Genomic DNA, 15,455 nt, shown 5'->3' with positions numbered 1-15,455 from the left:
TGACGGGCCAGGCCTGAACTCCGCTACGGGTCAGGGCTGAACGGGGCCTACCCGCCGATCCGCACCGCCGCCCCGCTCACCCGTACCCTCGCGTCCCCCTCGCGCAGGCTGACCGTGAGCACCCCGGGGCGTCCCATGTCCGCACCCTGGTGAAGGGTGAGCTCCGACTCCGCCGGGACCAGGGCCAGTTCGCGCGCGTAGGCGCCGAACGCGGCAGCCGCCGCGCCCGTCGCGGGGTCCTCCACGACGCCGCCCACCGGGAACGGATCGCGCGCGTGGAACGTCAAGTCCCCCTCCCGCCACACCAGTTGCACCGTGGTCAGATCCAGGCGGCGCATCAGGGCCGCGAGGCGTTCGAAGTCGTACGACAGGTCGGCGAGGCGTTCGCGGGTCGCGGCGGCCAGGATCAGATGGCGGGCGCCCGCGTAGGCGATGCGGGGCGGCAGGGCCGGGTCGAGGTCGTCCGCGGGCCAGTCGAGCGCGGCCAGGGCTTCGGTCAGATCGGCTGTCGTGACGTCCTCGGTGTGCGGCTCGACGCTGGTGAGCGTGGCCCGCAGGGTGCCGTCCACGTCGGTCACGGTCACCGGCACCGTGCCCGCCTGTGTGAAGAAGACGAAGTCGCCCGCGCCATGGACCCGTTCGGCCAGTGCGACCGCCGCCGCCACCGTCGCGTGCCCGCAGAAGGAGACCTCGGCGCGAGGGCTGAAGTAGCGCACGTCGAAGGAGCGGCTCGTGCCACCTGAGCGGCCCGTTTCGCCGGAGCGGCCCGTTTCGCCGGAGCGGCCCGTTTCGCCCGAGCGGCCCGCGTCGTCGGAGCCGGGCGCCGGACTCGCCGGATTCGCCGGGGTCAGGAACGCCGATTCGCTGTACCCCACCTCCGCCGCGATCCCCAGCATCGCCGCGTCGTCGAGACCGGCGGCGTCCAGCACGATCCCGGCGGGGTTGCCGCCCGCCGGGTCGGTCGCGAACGCGGTGTAGCGCAGTACGGCGGAAGAGGGGGTGTCGGCTGAGTTCGTCGTCATGTCGCAGGGCAACCGTTCCGCGGCCCCGGCCATTCCCGCGGCCCCCGGCGCGGGTCCCCGCCGGCCACCACGGAGCGGCTGCCCTGCCGGGCCGGTCGGCTAACCCCGCCCGATGAAGGGCATGTTCGTCGCGAGCACCGTCGCGAACTGCACGTTCGCCTCCAGGGGCAGCTCCGCCATATGGCGTACGGTCCGTGCCACGTCCGACACGTCCATCACCGGCTCGGGCGCCAACTCGCCGTTGGCCTGGAGGATTCCGGCCTGCATCCGCTCGGTCATGTCGGTGGCCGCGTTGCCGATGTCGATCTGACCGCAGGCGATCCGGTAGGGGCGCCCGTCCAGCGAGAGGGACTTCGTCAGGCCGGTCAGCGCGTGCTTCGTCGCCGTGTACGCGATGGAGCGCGGGCGCGGGACGTGCGCGGAGATGGAGCCGTTGTTGATGATCCGGCCGCCCTGTGGGTCCTGCTCCTTCATCTGCCGGAAGGCGGCCTGCGCGCACAGGAACGCGCCGTTGAGGTTCGTGTCGACGACGTGCCGCCACGCCTCGTACTCCAGTTCGTCGACGGTCACTCCGCCGGGGCCGAACGTACCGGCGTTGTTGAAGAGGAGGTCGAGACGGCCGAAGCGGTCGCGCACGGCCGAGAAGAGGGCGGCCACGTCATCGGGCCGCGAGACGTCGGTGCGCACGCACAGCGCGTCGGTCGCGGCCGGGGCGTTGGCCTCGCTGTCTCCCTCGGCGTGCGGCACGGGCCGCACCGCGGCGCCCTCCGACACCCCGGCGGCGATCGCCGCCGTCTCCTCCAGCGTCTCCTTACGGCGCCCGGCGAGCGCCACGGACCATCCGGCCCGCAGCAGTTCCACCGCCACGGCCCTGCCGATCCCGGAGCCGGCGCCGGTCACCACGGCGCTCCTTCTCTGCCCGAGCGGTTGCCCGAGCGGATGTCCGAGTGGCTGCCCGGTCGAATGCCCTGTCGAGTGCCCGGTCGGATGCCCAGTTGGCTCAGCGTTCATGGCCCCGCAGCGTACGTGAGGTGTGTCTATAGGGTCATCATCCGCCCGCCATTTGGGTGTTGTGTACGCGACAGTCGCGCGTCGTCCCCCGCCACTTGCATGCCCAGGACACCAATCGTCAGGGGAGGGCCACATGACACCCAAAGGCCAGCAGGACACAGCCGAACTACGAGCCGCCGCGCGCCACCTGGGCCGCCGGCGCTTCCTGACCGTCACAGGCGCCGCGGCAGCGCTCGCGTTCGCCACCAATCTGCCGACCGCGGGCGCGGCCGGCGCCGCCGAGATGGACGCGCGCAAGATCGCCGACGACCCGTTCACGCTCGGCGTCGCGTCCGGCGACCCGCAGCCCGAGTCGGTCCTGCTCTGGACCCGCCTTGCCCCGGCCCCGTACGAGCCGGGCAACGGGCTGCCGAACCAGCGCGTCGTCGTCGAATGGGAGCTGGCCCACGACGCGCGTTTCCAGCGTGTCGCGAGGAGCGGCTTCGAGATCACCCATCCTGAGTTCAACCACACGCTGCACGTCGAGGTGAACTTCCTCGAGCCGGGGCGGACCTACTACTTCCGGTTCAAGACGGGGAAGTGGATCAGTGAGACGGGCCGGACCCGCACCGCGCCCGCGGCAGGCAGCAGCGTGAGCTCCCTGAAGCTCGCCGCGGTGTCCTGCCAGGCGTACCACGACGGCTACTTCACCGCGCACAAGCACCTGGCGCAGGACGACGTCGACGTCGTCTTCCACCTCGGCGACTACCTCTACGAGTACGCGGTCAACTCGGCCGGCGGCGCCCGCAAGTACACCGACCGCACGCTGCCCGCGATCTTCAACCGCGAGACGAAGACCCTGGAGGACTACCGCCTGCGGTACGCCCTCTACAAGTCCGACCCCGACCTGCGGGCCTCGCACGCGGCGCACCCCTTCGTCGTCACCTGGGACGACCACGAGACCGAGAACAACTACGCCGACGACCGCGACGAGAACGGCAGCGCGCCCGCCGACTTCCTGGTGCGCCGCGCCGCCGCCTACCGCGCGTACTGGGAGAACCAGCCGCTGCGCAGCCCCCAGCAGCCGATCGGCCCCGACCTGCAGCTCTACCGCCGCGTCCAGTGGGGACTGCTCGCGCAGTTCGACATCCTGGACACGCGGCAGTACCGCTCCGACCAGGCCTACGGTGACGGCGCCGACATCCCGGGGCCGGAGTCCAGGGACCCCAAGCGCAGCATCACCGGAGCCACCCAGGAGCGCTGGCTGATCGACGGCTGGAACAGCTCGAAGGCCGTGTGGAACGTCGTGCCGCAGCAGGTCAACTTCTCGCAGCGCAAGCTGGACCTCAACGCGGCGGCGAAGCTCAGCATGGACGCCTGGGACGGCTACTCGGCCTCCCGCGACCGGGTCCTCGCGGGCGCTGCGTCGGCCGGCATCGAGAACCTGATGGTGCTCACGGGCGACGTGCACGTCGGGTACGCCTACGACATCAAGGCCGACTTCGACGACCAGGCGTCCAAGACGGTCGGCACCGAGATCGTCGCCACGTCGATCGCCAGTGGCAAGGACGGCACCGACAAGCCCGCGACCTGGGAGACGTACACCAAGGCCAACCCGCACATGAAGTTCTACAACGGGCGGCGCGGCTACGTCACCGTGGACCTCGGCCTGAAGTCCGCACGCGCCGACTTCAAGACGGTGTCGGCGGTGACCACGCCGGGAGCGCCGATCACGACGGCGGCGTCGTTCGTGACGGAGGCGGGGAACCCGGGCCTGAAGCCCGCATAACCCCCACCAGGGGTGCGCTCACTCGCCCGGGTAGCGCACCCCGATCCGCTCGCGGACCGTGTCCAGGGTCCGCATCACGGCGAGGGTGCCGTCCAGCGGGACGAGGGGGGACTCGGTGTCGCCGGCGCGCAGGCGGTGCATGACCTCGGCCGCCTCGTGCTTGAGGCTGTCGCGGGGGCCGTACTCGGGGGAGGCGGCGAACTCCTCGGGATCGCGGCCGTCGCGGTGCAGCACGAAGCGGTCCGGGAAGAAGAAGCCGTTCGGGATGTCGATGCGGCCTCGCGCACCGGTGACGGAGGCGGTGACGGGAGTGCCCGCTTTGATGGAGCAGTGCAACAAAGCGTGAGCGCCGCTCTCCCACGAGAGCAGCATTCCCGTCTGGAGATCAACGCCCTCATCCGAGAGCGTCGCTCTCGCACTCACCCCCGAAGGCTCCCCGAGCAGCAGCTGCGCGAACGACACCGGGTACACCCCGAGATCGAGCAGCGAGCCGCCGCCCTGCGCCGGATCACGCAGGCGGTGCGCCGGAGGGAAGGGCCCGGCGAGACCGAAGTCGGCCTGCACGGTCCGCACCTCACCTATCGCCCCGTCGTCGACCAGCGCCTTCATCCGCCGGATCAGCGGATGGCAGTACATCCACATGGCCTCCATCAGGAAGAGACCGCGCCGCCGGGCGAGCGTCACCAGCTCCAGGGCCTCGCGCGCGTTCAGCGTGAACGCCTTCTCGCACAGCACCGCGCGGCCCGACTCCAGGCAGAGCCCCGCCGCCACCCGGTGCGAGGCGTGCGGCGTCGCCACGTACACGACGTCGACGTCCTTGTCCTCGGCGAGCGCGCCCCACTCCCCGTACGCGCGGGGTATCGCGAACCGTTCGGCGAACGCCTTCGCCGACGCGTCGGTCCGCGAGGCCACCGCGACCACCTCCGCGTCCGGCATGTCGAGGAGGTTCGCCGTGAACGACGCGGCGATCCCGCCCGTCGCGAGGATGCCCCAGCGCACGGGTTCACGGTTGTCTTCCACCACTGGGGCCCCTGTTCGTACGGCCGGAGAACCGCGGAGTCCCGCGGAAATGGTCTCAACCAGCACAGCTGAGCTGAGAGCATAGGTAATCGCACGCCTAGTCGGGAGGGAATCCGCATGCCGGAGCACGGCAGCCGCACCACGAGTGGGTCCGAAGGCCCCCTCATACGGCAGTCCGCGACTGTGGAGAAGGGCACGGCCCCCGCGAGCCCGGCGGGCCCCTCCCTCACCGCCCGGCGGCGCACCGGCCTCCTCGTCACCCTCGTGCTCGGCGGCCTCACCGCGGTGCCGCCGCTCTCCATGGACATGTACCTCCCCGCGCTCCCGGAGGTCACCCGCTCACTGCACACCTCCGCCGCGACCGCCCAGCTCACCCTCACCGCCTGCCTCACCGGCATGGCGCTCGGGCAGCTCGTCGTCGGGCCGATGAGCGACAAGTGGGGGCGGCGCAGGCCGCTGCTCATCGGGCTCTTCGTCTATATCCTCGCCACCGCGATCTGCGCGTTCGCGCCCACCGCCGAACTCCTCATCGGCTTCCGCCTGGTGCAGGGCCTCGCGGGCGCCGCGGGCATCGTCATCGCCCGCGCCGTCGTCCGTGATCTCTACGACGGCGTGGAGATGGCCCGCTTCTTCTCCACCCTCATGCTGATCTCCGGGGTCGCCCCGGTCGTCGCCCCCGTCATCGGCGGGCAGGTCCTGCGCTTCACCGACTGGCGCGGCATCTTCGCCGTGCTCACGGTGGTCGGCATCGCGCTGACCGCGGTGGTCTGGCGGCGCCTGCCCGAGACGCTCGCCCCCGAGAACCGGCATGTCGGCGGCACCGTCGAGGCGCTGCGCACCATGAAGTCGCTCATCGCCGACCGCGTCTTCACCGGGTACATGATCGCGGGCGGCTTCGCGTTCGCCGCGCTGTTCGCGTATGTCTCCGCGTCGCCGTTCGTCATCCAGGAGATCTACGGCGCGTCGCCGCAGACCTTCAGCCTGCTCTTCGGTGTGAACTCCGTCGGCCTGATCGCCGTCGGCCAGATCAACGGCAAGATCCTCGTCGGCCGGGTCAGCCTCGACAAGGTGCTCACCTTCGGCCTGAGCGTCATCGTCCTCGCCGCCACCGCGCTGCTCCTCATGACATCGGGCGTCTTCGGGGACGTCGGCCTGTTCCCCGTCGCGGCCGGGCTCTTCGTCCTGATGTCCGCCATGGGCCTCGCGATGCCCAACACGAACGCCCTCGCCCTGATGCGCACCCCGCACGCCGCGGGCTCCGCGTCGGCGCTGCTCGGCACGTCCTCGTTCCTCGTCGGCGCGATCGCGTCCCCGCTGGTGGGTATCGCGGGCGAGGCCACGGCCGTTCCGATGGCCGTCGTGCAGCTCGTCTGCGGACTTGCGGCCATCGGCTGCTTCTTGGGACTGTGCCGCCCCTGGCAGCACTCGCACTCGCACGCGTTCTCGGCGAGACCGACTCGGGAGGGGAACGACCACTGACCGCGCCACGCCTGCTGCGCGCCGGTACGCCGGACCGTGCGGGGCTCGACACGGATGAGATGGCCCACCTCGTACGCGAGGTGCGTGCGCTGACGCGCGGTGAGCGGCCCTGGTGCTCCGGTGCCGTCGTGCTCGCCGGGCGCGGCCCGGTGATCGCCGTCGAGGAGGCGGTGGGGCGGGCGGTGCGGTATGCCGCGTACGACCCCGAGAAGGACGCGGGCGTCGAACTGCCGCCCGCGGAGCAGGTGTTGACCCGCAAAGGGACCCCCTTCGACCTGGCGTCGCTGACCAAGCTGTTCACGACGGTCGCCGCGATGCAGCAGCTGGAGCGGGGCACGCTCGGCATCGACGCGCTGGTCTCGGCGTACGTCCCCGAGTTCACCGCGGCCGCGGAGCACGGTGTCACGGTGCGGCAGCTGCTCACGCACACCTCCGGGCTCCGTCCCGAACTCCCGCTGTACGACTGCCCGGACGACGTGGCGCGGCTGGCCGCCCTGCGTGCGGAGGCGCCGTCGGGCCCGCCGGGGGACCACCTCTACTCCGACCTGAACATGCTGCTCCTCCAGCACGTCCTGGAGCGCCTCACGCGCCGCCCGCTGGACGTCCTCATCCGTGAGGGCATCACCCGGCCGCTGGGCATGGCGGCCACCGGCTTCGGGCCGCGCCCCGACGCGGCGGCCACCGAGGATCAGCGCAGGCCCTGGGCGAAGGTGTCCCGGGGGATGCTGCGGGGTGAGGTGCACGACGAGAACGCCTGGGCGCTCGGCGGCGTCGCGGGCCACGCCGGGCTCTTCTCCACCGCACGTGACCTCGCGGTGTTCTGCCGGGCGCTGCTGTGCGGGGGCTCGTACGGTACGGCGCGGATCCTCGGCCCCGACTTCGTCGAGCTGATGCTGACGCCGCCGGGGCTCGGCTTCGGGCTCGACCAGGCGTGGTTCATGGGGGAGCTCGCGGGGCGCGGGGCTGCGGGGCACACGGGGTTCACGGGGACGTCCCTGGTCATCGACCCGGCCACGGATACGTATCTGATCCTCCTGGCCAACACGGTCCACCCCCGGCGGGGGCGCGCCGACAGCGGCCCCCGGGCACGGGCCGCCACCCGGCTGGCCCGCGCGGCTCGCTAGCGGGGCCCGGCTGGGCTCGCTAGGGCGGGGCTGGGCGGCGCTGTCACCTGCGGGCCCGGTGGGGGCTTGTCGCGCAGTTCCCCGCGCCCCTTACGGGGCCCGGTCGCTTACGGGGTGCTTCTCAGCGCCGCCTAGAATTGGCGGGTGAACGTCCCGACCTCCCCCGCCTCTCCTGCCGAGGCCCTGCGTGCCGCCCTTGCGGGGCTGCTTGGTGGGCTTCCGGCCAAGCAGGCCGCTACAGCTGTCGAGCGGCTGATTGCCAGCTACCGGGGGCGTACTCCTACCGACGCCCCGATTCTGCGGGACCGTGCCGATGTCGCCGCGTACGCCGCGTACCGCATGCCCGCGACCTTCGAGGCGGTGTGTTCCGCTCTCGGGGCGCTGGCGGACGCGGCGCCCGTGGGGTGGGCGCCCGGCAGCCATGTGGACGTCGGCGGCGGGACCGGGGCCGCGACCTGGGCGGTGAGCGCCACCTGGGAGGGTGAGCGGCCCGTCACGGTTCTCGACTGGGCCGAGCCCGCCCTCGCCCTGGGGCGTGAACTGGCCGCAGCCAACCCGTGGTTGAAGGGGGTGCGGTGGCAGCGCTCTCGTATCGGATCGGCGCTCAGCATCGAGAGCACTGATCTCGTCACCGTGTCCTATGTCCTCAAGGAGCTGACGGAGAACGACCGGCGGTCCCTCGTCGACGCGGCCGCGGCAGCCGCACAGCAGGCCGTCGTCATCGTCGAGCCCGGCACCCCCGACGGCTACGCCCGCGTCATCGAGGCCCGCGACCGCCTGATCGCCGCCGGCTTCCGCGTCGCCGCGCCCTGCCCGCACAGCGCCGCCTGCCCGATCGTGCCCGGCGACGACTGGTGCCACTTCTCCGCCCGCGTCAGCCGCTCCTCCCTGCACCGGCAGGTCAAGGGCGGTTCGCTGGCGTACGAGGACGAGAAGTTCAGCTATGTGGCGGCCGTCCGCTTCGACGCCGAACCGGCGCGCGAGCGCGTCGTGCGCAAGCCGCAGATCCGCAAGGGGCAGGTCCTGCTCGACCTGTGCGCGGCGGACGAGACGCTGCACCGCGAGACGGTGACCAAACGCCACGGCCCGCTGTACCGCGCGGCCCGCGACGCGGAGTGGGGCGACACCTGGCCGCCCCACGACGGCGACGGGCTAGACGCGTAGCTCCTGGGTGCAGCACTTCACGCTGCCGCCGCCCTTGAGCAGCTCGCTCAGATCCATCGCGACCGGTTCGTAGCCACGCTCACGCAGCGGTGCGAAGAGGCCGACCGCGGCCTGCGGGAGCAGCACGTGCAGGCCGTCCGAGACCGCGTTGAGCCCGAGGGCCACCGCGTCCGGCTCCTCGGCGATCAGCGCCCCGGGGAACAGGCGCCGCAAGGCGGCCTGGCTGCCCGGTGAGAACGCGGGCGGGTAGTACATGACCTCGTCCGCCGCGTCGTCGAGCACCGCGAGCGCCGTGTCCAGGTGGTAGTAGCGGGGATCGACGAGGTCGAGCCCGATGACCGGGCGGCCGAAGAACTCCTGCGCCTCCCCGTGCGACAGCGGGCTGGCCCGGAAGCCGCGCCCGGCAAGGACGTAGGAGGAGGTGACGGCGAAGTCGCCCTCGCCCTCGTTGATGTGCGTGGGTTCGTGGAGGTCGGTGAAGCCGTGCTCCCGGAACCACTCCAGGTGGGCGGCCGCTTCGTCACCGCGCTCGGGGTGGGCGAACCGCGCGCCGAGCACACGGCCGTCGACGACGGTCGCGCCGTTCGCGGCGAAGACCATGTCCGGCAGGCCGGGACGCGGGACGAGCTCCTCGACGGTGTGGCCGAGCGAGCGGTAGCGGTCGCGCAGGTCCTCCCACTGGGCGATGGCCAGCGGGACGTCGACCGGTTTCGAGGGATCCATCCAGGGGTTGATGGAGTACGTGACCTTGAAGTGTGCGGGTGAGCACATCAGATAGCGCCGGGGTGTGGCGCGACGAGGAAAACGACTCAACGAGGGCTCCTCACGTACCGCGATGGTCAGTTACTGCCCACAGCGGGGCAGTTGCTGCCCATGGTGCGGTCTGAGGAGCCCTCGCGCTGTGATCTGAACGGGTGGTTCAGCGAGTGGTCCACCCGGGGCGGTGGACGGTCAAGGCCCCGTCCACGTCCCGTTCTCACGACTGACCGCGCGCCGATCGGCCTTCCTGGAGCCTGCGCAGCAGCTCACGCTTCTGCGCCTGCGGACTGAGCCCGCCGCCGATCTGACCGCCGCGGCCCCCGCCGCGCAGCACCTTGCGGGAGAGGTTGGTGCGCGTACCGCCCACGCCCAGCATGTTTCCTGCTCCACCTCGCGACATGTGCGTACCTCCTGATTGAGCATGTAACCGACGAGACGCCGCGTCTCGTCTATTCGAGTACTTTGAACGAGACGCTCCGTCTTGTCAAGCATTTACGAGACGGTACGTCTCGGCTCGTCCGCTGCTACATTCGAGGGCATGGCCACGAAATCCGCCCCTGACTCCAAGCGCCGCAGCGAACGCTCGCGCCGCGCGATCTACGACGCCGCCCTCGACCTGGTCTCGGAGGTCGGGTACGGCAAGCTCACGATCGAGGCGATCGCTTCCCGTGCGGGCGTGGGCAAGCAGACGATCTACCGCTGGTGGCCGTCCAAGGGCGCCGTCCTGCTCGACGCCTTCCTGGACCTCGGCGAGCAGGCGCACCAGGAGGCGAGCGACAACGCGGGCCGCGACCTGGCCCCGACCGAGATCCCGGACTCCGGGGATCTGGAGGCGGACCTCAAGCTCGTCATGCGGGCCACCATCGACGAGTTCAGGAATCCCAAGTACGACGCCCCTTGGCGGGCGCTCGCCGCCGAGGGCATGCTCAACTCCGAGCTCGGCGCCGAGTACGTGGAAAAGCTCCTGGAGCCCGGCCTCCAGATGTACGTGCGGCGCATCGAGATCGCCCAGGAAGCCGGCCAGGTCGCGGCCGACGTGGACCCCCGCATCGCCCTGGAGCTGTGGACGGGCCCGCTCGCCCAGCGCTGGATGCAGCGCACGGGCCCGCTCACGCACGAGTACGCCGACAAGCTCGTCGAGTACGCCCTTTACGGCATCGCGCCGCGCTGATCGAGCCCGAAGGCCTTCGCCCCCTTCGCCGGCGTCCGCGCGAGGAGCCCCGGGGTATCCGTGATCACGCCGTTGCAGCCGAGCCGCAGCGCGCGGTCACGCTGACGCGGCGTGGTCACGGTGTGCGCCCACACCCGGGGGACCCCGGAGTGGACGGCGCGCAGGAGATCCACGTCCCGCGCCTTGTGATCCACGTCCAGGACGTCCACGAACCCGGCCCACCGCTCGGGCCGGTCCGTGCGCATCTGCGCCTTGGAACGCCACAGCTGCGCGAGCAGGCCCATGCCGTGGGCGCGCGCGGCGACACCCGGCTCATTGGAGTTCACGAACACCGAGCGCGTCAGGCCGCGGGCGCGGATCAGCGAGCCGAGCTTGCGCAGGCTGCTCGGATCCTTCGCCTCCAGCATCAGCACGATCCGCCCGCCGAAACGGTCCAGGACCTCGGCGACCGTGGGCGGCCGCTCGGAGCGCCAGGTTCCGGGCAGACCGGGACCCGGCCGCAGCCGCACCTTGCGCCATTCGCGCAGGGTCAGCGAGCGCACCGGGCCCTTCGACGTCGTCGTACGGTCCAGGGTCGCGTCGTGCATGGCCACGAGGGTGCCGTCCCGCAGTATCCGCGTATCGACGTCGATGACCTGCGACGTGCCGCGCTTGTACGCCGCCACCAGGCCCGACATGCTGTTCTCCGGCACCTCCAGGGCGCCCCCGCGGTGCGCGGTGTACGTGATGCCGGGGAGGGCCTCGACCGTGAGGGGGCCGCCGCGTACCCATTCGAGCGGGGTGAGCGGTCCCGTGGGCGCCGCGAGAGCCAGTGTGGTGAGGCTCATGAGCCCCGAGAGTCCCGTGAGCACAGTCCTGGTGACCATGGCGAACACGGTAGGGGGGCAAATCACCGGTTAGTACGCAATGACGCGCGATGTCACCCTGCGCCTTGCATCACCCCTGCTACCCCGGATGTGGGCTCTGGCCCCCCGAGGAGCAGGATGGTGCGACCATGGGAGATGCTTCTCGGCACACATGCGAGGTGAGGGGATAGATGGGCGCGGAGTTCGGCCGCCGGTCCGGCGGGCAGAGCAGGATTTCCCAGTGGCTTCGCCGACGTCCCCGACCGGAGGACACGGCAGGTGAGGAGGCGGGCCGCGAGGCCCTGCTCGTCGCCGCGGCGGCGGCGGGTCTGCCGCTCTCACCGGCCGCGCACCCCTCCGCGTACAGATGTTCCTGTGACCGCATCGGCTGTCCGACCCCCGCCAGGCACCCCATCTCCTTCGCCTGGCAGACGCAGGCCACCACCGACCGCGGGCAGATCGAGCGCTGGGCCAGGCACCAGCCGCAGGCCAACTTCATCACCGCGACCGGCATGGTCCACGACGTCCTCGACGTACCGCTCGCCGCGGGCCGCGAGGCCCTCGGAAGGCTGCTCGCCGACGGCATCGAGGTCGGCCCCGTCGCCGAGTCCGAGGGCACCATGGACGAGGGGCGGATGCTCTTCTTCACGCTCACCCGCGGCACCCCCGAGGACGAGGACGAGTGGTGGCCCTGCGAGCTGGACTGCCACCCCGAGACCACGAACGAACACCCCGGCCTGCGCTGGCACTGCCGCGGTTCGTACGTCCTCGTGCCACCCGCGCGGCTCCCCGGTGACCTGGCGGTCCACTGGATCCGCGGCCCCGAACACGCGCTGCCGGACCCGCTGACGCTCCTGGAGACGCTCACCGACGAGTGCGCCCGCGTCGCCGGCGAGCCCCAGCACGACGTCGCGGCCTGGCCGTTGAGAGGCTGACGCGACGCGCGGTTACTCGCCCTTCGCGCCCGTCAGGCCCTGGATGCGGCTCAGGAACGCCACCTTGCCCGAGCCCGCCGGGTCGACGACGACCTGGTTGGAGACGCGCTCCAGCGTCACCGACTGCCTGACCTCGCCCGTGAGGAGAGGCTTCACCTCGGGCTCGACGGTGAGGTTCACGCCCTTCGCCGCGGTCTGCTTCTCGTAGTGGTGCGTCGAGAAGAAGACCATCGCCCCGCCGTCCTGGGTACGCAGGCCCACCGGCGCGAACGTCCCGTCGTTCTTGGGCTCGTCGATGTACTGCACGGCGATGCCGCGGCGCTTGGTGTTCTTGTCGCGGAACGCCTTCCACGTCGACGTGTGGTCGCCCGGCGCGAACACGTCGCCGCCCGACTTCAGATACGACGTGTACTCCCTGCCGAGGTTCTTCGGCGCCACCGCGAGGGCCTTGGAGTTCACCGCGACCGGCTCCGCGAAGCCGTCCTTGTCCTTCTTCAGCTCGGGCAGCTTCTCGGGCGACACCAGGTTCAGGTAGGAGGCCTCCCACAACTGGTCGGCGCTGCCCTTCGTGAAGACGAACAGCCAGCGCATGTCCTCCCGGCGATTGGCCTGCGTATCGGCGACGAACCACCGCGGCCAGCCGGCCTTCTTGGGGATCGTGAACTTCGCGTCCGTCAGCTTCAGCGGCACCTGACCGGGATTGCCGTCCGGGTGCCGGGCGCGGTTCGACTTCAGCCCCGCCTGATTGATGGCGCTCAGCGGTCCGGTGACCCGGGCGGCGTCCAGGGCCGGGTCGTAGGCCTTCTCGGCCTTGTTGTACGCGGTGAGGAAGTCCTTCAGCGCACGTTCTGCCTCGGCCTTCGTCGCCGACGGGACGACTTCCCGCTCCCCGTGCACCGTCACGCACCCGCTCGCCGTCACCGTCAGAACGGTCACCGCTGCCGCCGCCGTGGCCGGTCGGCTGAGACTGCGAAGTCTGCGCACCTTACTCATGGGTCCCCTCACCTACGCCCTTCCCGGGCACGAACCCTACCGGGGCCGGAAAGGGCGTCAGCGGCGGGTCAGAGCTCCTGGAGATCGAAGTCACCGGCTTCGCCGAGTTCGTCCTCAAGCGCCGGACGGGCTGATGGGTTTCAGCCCGTCCGGCGCCTGAGGCAATCTATTCGGGGTGGAGGGGGCGGAGGGGGCGGAGCCCATCGTTTCGGGCCCCGCCGGGTTCGCCTTCAGCCCCGCACCGGAGCCACCAGTGGCGCCCCCGTCCGCGGGTGCGGGAACACCTCGACCGGCTGGCGGTAGACCTCGGTGAGAAGACCGTCGGTGAAGACCCCGGCCGGAGGCCCCTCCGCGGCGACGCCCCCGTCACACAACACCGCCACCCGATCCGCGTACGCAGCGGCAAGACCCAGGTCATGCAGAACCACCACCACCGCATCCCCCGCAGCGGCCCGCTCCCGGCAGATCCGCAGGACCAGCTCCTGGTGGCGGAGGTCGAGCGCCGCGGTCGGCTCATCCAGGAGGAGCAAGGGGGCCCGCTGGGCAAGGACCCGCGCCAGCGCGACCCGCGCCCGCTCACCCCCGCTCAGCGCGGAGAAGGAACGGGCGGCGAAAGCACCCACCTCCGTCGCGGCCATCGACTCCCGCACGACACGGTCGTCGTCCTCCTCCCGCACCGTCCCCGCCCAGGGCGCACGCCCCATCCGTACGACATCCTCGACCGCGAAAGGGAAGGAGAGTGCGGCCGCCTGCGGCAACACCGCGCGCCGCAGGGCGAGTTCACGCGCGGGCCACGCCGTGACAGGGCGCCCGCAGACCCGCACCACCCCCGCCTCCACCGGCACATCCGCGGCCAGCGCGGCCAACAGGGTCGATTTGCCTGCTCCGTTGGGCCCGACCAGGGCCAGGACCTCGCCCGCCCGCGCGGTGAGGGACACCCCGGACAGGACCTCGCGCCCGCCGAGCCGCACCACCAGCTCCGACGCGTCGGCGAGTACGTCGCCGGGTGCGAAACCCCCCGGCAGCGCATTCCGCCCGCCGCCGGGTGCGAACAGCCGACGTGCGATCCGCCCGATCATGCCCAACCCCCTTGCCTACGACGGGTCCTGCGCAGCAGCCAGAAGAAGAACGGGCTGCCGAAGAGCGCGGTGAGCACCCCCAGCGGCAGCTCCGCGGGAGCCGCCACCGTCCGCGCCGCGAGATCCGCGCCGACCAGGACGACCGCCCCGCCCAGCGCACTGCCCGGCACGAGGAAGCGGTGACCGGGACCCGCCGCCATCCGCAGCAGATGCGGGACGAGCAGGCCGACGAACGTGATGATCCCGGCGACGGCCACGGCGGCGGCGGTCAGCAGCGCCACCACCAGGACGAGCACGAGCCGCAGCCGCTCGACGTCCACCCCCAGATGCCGCGCGGGCCGCTCGCCGAGCGCGAGCAGGTCCAACTTCCGTGCGTACAGCGGCGCCACGGCGAGACCGGCCACCGCGCACGGCAGCACGGCGAGCACCTTCGGCCATGTCGCCCCCGCGAGCGAGCCGAGCTGCCAGAACGTGATCTGGGTGATCTGCGCGTTGTCCGCGAAGAAGATGCAGAGCCCGATCAGTGCCCCCGCGAACGCGTTCACGGCGATCCCGGTGAGGATGAGCGTGACGACCTCCGTACGCCCGCCGTCGCGCGAAAGGACGTACACGAGAAGGACGGTGGCGAGACCGGCGACGAACGCACAGACCGTCACGGTCCAGTTGCCGAAGAAGCTGAGGCCGAGCGCGATCGACGCCACCGCACCGACGGCCGCGCCCGCGGAGATCCCGATGACGCCGGGCTCGGCGAGCGGATTGCCGAACACGCCCTGCATGAGCGCCCCCGCGCAGCCGAGCGACCCGCCGACGAGCAGCGCGAGCGTCACGCGCGGCAGCCGCACGTTCCACAGGACGCTCTCGCCGACCCGGTCGAGCGCGCTTCCGCCGAGCCCGATCCGGTGCTGTACGGAACCGAGGACGTCCCCGAGGGGGATGTCGTACGCGCCGATGCCCGCGGAGAGGAAGCAGAGGAGGACGAGGGCGGCCGTGAGCCCGGCGGTCAGGGAGGTGGCCGCGCCGCGCCGGCTTCGGCGGGCCGCGGGCTCCCGCGTGCCGGGACCGGTGTCCGCCGCCTTGGTCAGGAC

General features: G+C 71.7%; 15 protein-coding genes. 6 read left to right on the top strand and 9 right to left on the bottom strand.

What is annotated here, in order from left to right; translation table 11 throughout:
• Nucleotides 1–47 precede the first annotated feature (47 nt).
• Both ABXJ52_RS10780 and ABXJ52_RS10775 read right to left on the bottom strand, forming a co-directional pair.
• Complete coding sequence (locus ABXJ52_RS10780) at nt 48–1,022, bottom strand: PhzF family phenazine biosynthesis isomerase (RefSeq protein ID WP_367041325.1); 975 nt, start codon at nt 1,020–1,022, stop codon at nt 48–50.
• Between the two features lie 99 nt (nt 1,023–1,121).
• On the bottom strand, nt 1,122–1,925 hold the full coding sequence (locus ABXJ52_RS10775) for an SDR family oxidoreductase (RefSeq protein ID WP_367041323.1): 804 nt from the start codon (nt 1,923–1,925) through the stop codon (nt 1,122–1,124).
• A 241-nt stretch (nt 1,926–2,166) separates the two neighbouring features.
• Between ABXJ52_RS10775 and ABXJ52_RS10770 the strand changes: the two genes are divergently transcribed.
• Nucleotides 2,167–3,801 (top strand): alkaline phosphatase D family protein, encoded by a 1,635-nt coding sequence (locus tag ABXJ52_RS10770; protein WP_367041320.1) that lies wholly within the window; start codon nt 2,167–2,169, stop codon nt 3,799–3,801.
• A gap of 18 nt (nt 3,802–3,819) precedes the next feature.
• Here ABXJ52_RS10770 and ABXJ52_RS10765 read toward each other — a convergent pair whose 3' ends face one another.
• Nucleotides 3,820–4,800 (bottom strand): Gfo/Idh/MocA family oxidoreductase, encoded by a 981-nt coding sequence (locus ABXJ52_RS10765; protein ID WP_367041318.1) that lies wholly within the window; start codon nt 4,798–4,800, stop codon nt 3,820–3,822.
• 138 nt (nt 4,801–4,938) lie between these two features.
• On the opposite strand from ABXJ52_RS10765, the gene ABXJ52_RS10760 reads away from it, so the two are divergent.
• The 3 genes from ABXJ52_RS10760 to ABXJ52_RS10750 all read left to right on the top strand — a co-directional run bounded on the left by ABXJ52_RS10760 (nt 4,939) and on the right by ABXJ52_RS10750 (nt 8,588).
• A complete protein-coding gene (locus ABXJ52_RS10760; protein WP_367041317.1) occupies nt 4,939–6,300 on the top strand; it encodes a Bcr/CflA family multidrug efflux MFS transporter in 1,362 nt (453 codons plus the stop codon).
• 59 nt (nt 6,301–6,359) lie between these two features.
• Nucleotides 6,360–7,424 (top strand): serine hydrolase domain-containing protein, encoded by a 1,065-nt coding sequence (locus tag ABXJ52_RS10755; protein ID WP_367048962.1) that lies wholly within the window; start codon nt 6,360–6,362, stop codon nt 7,422–7,424.
• 144 nt (nt 7,425–7,568) lie between these two features.
• Nucleotides 7,569–8,588 (top strand): small ribosomal subunit Rsm22 family protein, encoded by a 1,020-nt coding sequence (locus tag ABXJ52_RS10750; protein ID WP_367041315.1) that lies wholly within the window; start codon nt 7,569–7,571, stop codon nt 8,586–8,588.
• Here ABXJ52_RS10750 and ddaH read toward each other — a convergent pair.
• Both ddaH and ABXJ52_RS10740 read right to left on the bottom strand, forming a co-directional pair.
• Nucleotides 8,577–9,401, bottom strand: coding sequence for a dimethylargininase (gene ddaH, locus ABXJ52_RS10745; protein ID WP_367041313.1), 825 nt, complete (start codon nt 9,399–9,401; stop codon nt 8,577–8,579). The genes ABXJ52_RS10750 and ddaH overlap by 12 nt on opposite strands.
• Nucleotides 9,402–9,564: 163 nt before the next feature.
• Nucleotides 9,565–9,747, bottom strand: coding sequence for a DUF6243 family protein (locus tag ABXJ52_RS10740; protein WP_367041311.1), 183 nt, complete (start codon nt 9,745–9,747; stop codon nt 9,565–9,567).
• 138 nt (nt 9,748–9,885) lie between these two features.
• On the opposite strand from ABXJ52_RS10740, the gene ABXJ52_RS10735 reads away from it, so the two are divergent.
• Nucleotides 9,886–10,518 (top strand): TetR/AcrR family transcriptional regulator, encoded by a 633-nt coding sequence (locus tag ABXJ52_RS10735; RefSeq protein ID WP_367041308.1) that lies wholly within the window; start codon nt 9,886–9,888, stop codon nt 10,516–10,518.
• Here ABXJ52_RS10735 and ABXJ52_RS10730 read toward each other — a convergent pair.
• The gene (locus ABXJ52_RS10730) at nt 10,497–11,384 is read right to left on the bottom strand and encodes a glycerophosphodiester phosphodiesterase (protein ID WP_367041306.1); all 888 of its coding nucleotides are present in this window, start codon (nt 11,382–11,384) and stop codon (nt 10,497–10,499) included. The genes ABXJ52_RS10735 and ABXJ52_RS10730 overlap by 22 nt on opposite strands.
• 170 nt (nt 11,385–11,554) lie before the next feature.
• Here ABXJ52_RS10730 and ABXJ52_RS10725 point away from each other — a divergent pair, with 170 nt between their 5' ends.
• Nucleotides 11,555–12,298, top strand: a complete 744-nt coding sequence (locus ABXJ52_RS10725) for a bifunctional DNA primase/polymerase (protein WP_367041305.1) — start codon at nt 11,555–11,557, stop codon at nt 12,296–12,298.
• Nucleotides 12,299–12,310: 12 nt separating this feature from the next.
• Here the strand turns inward: ABXJ52_RS10725 and ABXJ52_RS10720 are convergent, their stop codons facing one another.
• The 3 genes from ABXJ52_RS10720 to ABXJ52_RS10710 form a co-directional block, all read right to left on the bottom strand.
• Nucleotides 12,311–13,291, bottom strand: a complete 981-nt coding sequence (locus ABXJ52_RS10720; protein WP_367041302.1) for a hypothetical protein — start codon at nt 13,289–13,291, stop codon at nt 12,311–12,313.
• Nucleotides 13,292–13,521: 230 nt separating this feature from the next.
• Nucleotides 13,522–14,370, bottom strand: a complete 849-nt coding sequence (locus tag ABXJ52_RS10715) for a heme ABC transporter ATP-binding protein (RefSeq protein WP_367041301.1) — start codon at nt 14,368–14,370, stop codon at nt 13,522–13,524.
• The gene (locus ABXJ52_RS10710; protein WP_367048959.1) at nt 14,367–15,452 is read right to left on the bottom strand and encodes an iron ABC transporter permease; all 1,086 of its coding nucleotides are present in this window, start codon (nt 15,450–15,452) and stop codon (nt 14,367–14,369) included. The genes ABXJ52_RS10715 and ABXJ52_RS10710 overlap by 4 nt, the downstream gene beginning before the upstream one ends.
• Nucleotides 15,453–15,455 lie beyond the last annotated feature (3 nt).

The sequence above is a fragment of the Streptomyces sp. Je 1-332 genome, from assembly GCF_040730185.1.
Classification (GTDB): domain Bacteria; phylum Actinomycetota; class Actinomycetes; order Streptomycetales; family Streptomycetaceae; genus Streptomyces.
This window is presented reverse-complemented; position numbering and strand designations above follow the sequence as displayed.

Excerpts from the sequence above, each read along its gene's own strand:
- ABXJ52_RS10780 (WP_367041325.1), bottom strand. The coding sequence starts at position 1,022 with ATGACGACGAACTCAGCCGACACCCCCTCTTCCGCCGTACTGCGCTAC.
- ABXJ52_RS10770 (WP_367041320.1), top strand. The coding sequence starts at position 2,167 with ATGACACCCAAAGGCCAGCAGGACACAGCCGAACTACGAGCCGCCGCG.
- ABXJ52_RS10760 (WP_367041317.1), top strand. The coding sequence starts at position 4,939 with ATGCCGGAGCACGGCAGCCGCACCACGAGTGGGTCCGAAGGCCCCCTC.
- ABXJ52_RS10755 (WP_367048962.1), top strand. The coding sequence starts at position 6,360 with ATGGCCCACCTCGTACGCGAGGTGCGTGCGCTGACGCGCGGTGAGCGG.
- ABXJ52_RS10740 (WP_367041311.1), bottom strand. The coding sequence starts at position 9,747 with ATGTCGCGAGGTGGAGCAGGAAACATGCTGGGCGTGGGCGGTACGCGC.
- ABXJ52_RS10735 (WP_367041308.1), top strand. The coding sequence starts at position 9,886 with ATGGCCACGAAATCCGCCCCTGACTCCAAGCGCCGCAGCGAACGCTCG.
- ABXJ52_RS10730 (WP_367041306.1), bottom strand. The coding sequence starts at position 11,384 with ATGGTCACCAGGACTGTGCTCACGGGACTCTCGGGGCTCATGAGCCTC.
- ABXJ52_RS10725 (WP_367041305.1), top strand. The coding sequence starts at position 11,555 with ATGGGCGCGGAGTTCGGCCGCCGGTCCGGCGGGCAGAGCAGGATTTCC.
- ABXJ52_RS10720 (WP_367041302.1), bottom strand. The coding sequence starts at position 13,291 with ATGAGTAAGGTGCGCAGACTTCGCAGTCTCAGCCGACCGGCCACGGCG.
- ABXJ52_RS10715 (WP_367041301.1), bottom strand. The coding sequence starts at position 14,370 with ATGATCGGGCGGATCGCACGTCGGCTGTTCGCACCCGGCGGCGGGCGG.